The organism is Thalassotalea ganghwensis, assembly GCF_053485795.1.
In genome coordinates, this window is record NZ_JBQRUM010000045.1 from 1 (window position 1) to 2,173 (window position 2,173).

A 2,173-nucleotide genomic window follows, 5' to 3' on the forward strand; every position below is an offset into this window, starting at 1 on the left:
TGTGACATCCCAAGTTACTCCAATCTTAACAGGCTTGTCCGCTACAGAATCAAATGAGAAGAAAAAAAGACAAAGTACGAATAAAACTTTTTGATGATACATAAACCTTCCTTGTATGCCTAACGCCGCAATATGGGGCGTATTAAGCTTGGCTAAAATTAGTGAAGAATGAGCGCCAGCCAAGCTTTAGGCGTCCCACACATGATTGCCTTGTTAGCTAACTTTAATTCCGAATCTTGACTTTATTAATCTGATTGCCACTACTATCAGTCGTCACTATAATATTATCACCTTGCGACAAAAAGACTGACTTGTGGTCGTTTTTAGATGAAATTAGCACTCTATCCAAGGGAACTTCATCTTTATGGTTAAATTTAAAAACGTCAACCATACAAGGGTACGAATTTTTACAATCATTTGTACTTACGTTGTAATTAACTCGGCCTAAAGAAGCCCACTTTGGGCGTCCATTAAGATAACTTGTCCTCGGCCAAAAAATTGAAATATCCCATTTATTCGAATCAGAACTCCAAACTTCGTTACCTTTTACAAATAGAAATGGTTCTTGTAATTCGACGTTTTTAACAGCTCTAGAATACGTAGGATGTTCATACTTAGTATTACTTCGTTCTATACGTGTAGTTTGATCGATAGTCAGAGTTTCTAAACCTGTGTACTTTTTAAGTTTACTTGCTAGCCATTTTTCCTCATTTATATGAGAGTAACCAACATGGATAATGATTTTGGCGTCGGGGTCTTTATCAAATACTTTCTCTTTGAGGGTTAATGCAGAATTAGTTTCCCGCTCATCAATTGTATTAAGTTTACTTGGCTTATGTTGGTCATATGAAACAATTTCAAATCCAACTTCTTTTGCTGAAAGCACTAAATTTGCGTATAGGGCTTCACGTGTATAATAGCCAACTTGCTTAGTTATAAAGCCTCTATCAATTTGCAGAGTAGCGGAGCTACTTAATGTTTCAGCGGCAAAGTAGCGATAGCCTTGTTTCCATAACCCCTTTAGTAGGCGGTAAGTTAAAACTCTGTGTTGTGCAATATCATGAGCTTCATTGACCATAACGATTTGATGTGTTTTAGCCCGTTCCAAAATTTCGCCTACAGCACTTTTTGCATTATAGTTAGCTAAATCTTCAACACTAGAGCGTTCTATTTCAGCAGTTTTATCTCTAGTAATTAAGGCATTACTATGTGAACCCGCAAAAGAATAATCAACACTAAGCCCTTGCATAATAATATCTAAAGCGACTGGATTGTTAGAAAAATCTTTGGCAAAGTCTTCAGTGAATGAGATTTTCTCAATTAAAGTTTTATCTTTCGTTTGTTCTTGTATTTGGTTGCCGATTTTTACTGCCTGTAAAAGAAATTGTTCGTGATCATGTTCTTCAGAGAAAGCGGAACTAGAAGCAAGTAGGCAAAAGAGTATTATTTTTTTCAAGTTAAATCCTTTTATTCGCAATTTAATGCTCAACGGTATGGCAAGTTAGCTAACGCCGCGTTAAACGGCTTAGTAATGCTTGCTAAAATGTGAAGCGAAGTGGAACCGAGCAAGCATTACGGTGTCCGCTTTTTTAAACGCCTTGTTATATGCAGCTATCATATTTAAGTGTTTGATAGTGGCTAACTTTACCATTAATTAATACTTCCGCAATACAATAAAGTCCATTGTGAGAAATGACATAAATTTTCGAGTGAATTATTTTCCCAGAAGGTAATTTAAACTTGCCATTGGTTGAAGAGGTACTTCCTCGATAAGAGCCACTTGAGCTTTTTTCAATTGCTTCTAGAAGATAAGTACGACCATACTTAACTTCGTCCTGCTTCAAACCAAAATCAATACTCAGAAGAAAGTATAAAGCCCACCCAAAAGCCAAAATAAAAAGCCCAAAACGAACTTTTACTTTAGTTTTGATTCTTACGCGATATGGTTGATTCATAATGGCATATAACGCCCCAATAAGGGGCTGATAAATGCTTGGCTAAACTGTGTAGCGAAGCGGAACTGAGCCAAGCTTTAGCAGTCCCGCACTTAATTGGCTTGTATGGATAATAAACCCACCAAATTTACAATATTCAGGTAAAGTGAGACCCAAGCCTTAGCTGCAACTAAGGCCTTCTTTTACAGTAGTTCGTTTAATTGATGGCTCCTCTTTTG

At 36.8% G+C, this 2,173-nt stretch carries 2 protein-coding genes; both read right to left on the minus strand.

The window, feature by feature from the left end:
• Positions 1-223: 223 nt before the first annotated feature.
• Positions 224-1,456: a hypothetical protein gene (locus ACSLUH_RS19325; protein WP_448570060.1), complete on the minus strand. Its 1,233-nt coding sequence runs from the start codon at positions 1,454-1,456 to the stop codon at positions 224-226.
• 145 nt (positions 1,457-1,601) lie between these two features.
• Positions 1,602-1,955, minus strand: coding sequence for a hypothetical protein (locus ACSLUH_RS19330; RefSeq protein WP_448570061.1), 354 nt, complete (start codon positions 1,953-1,955; stop codon positions 1,602-1,604).
• Between the last annotated feature and the right edge of the window lie 218 nt (positions 1,956-2,173).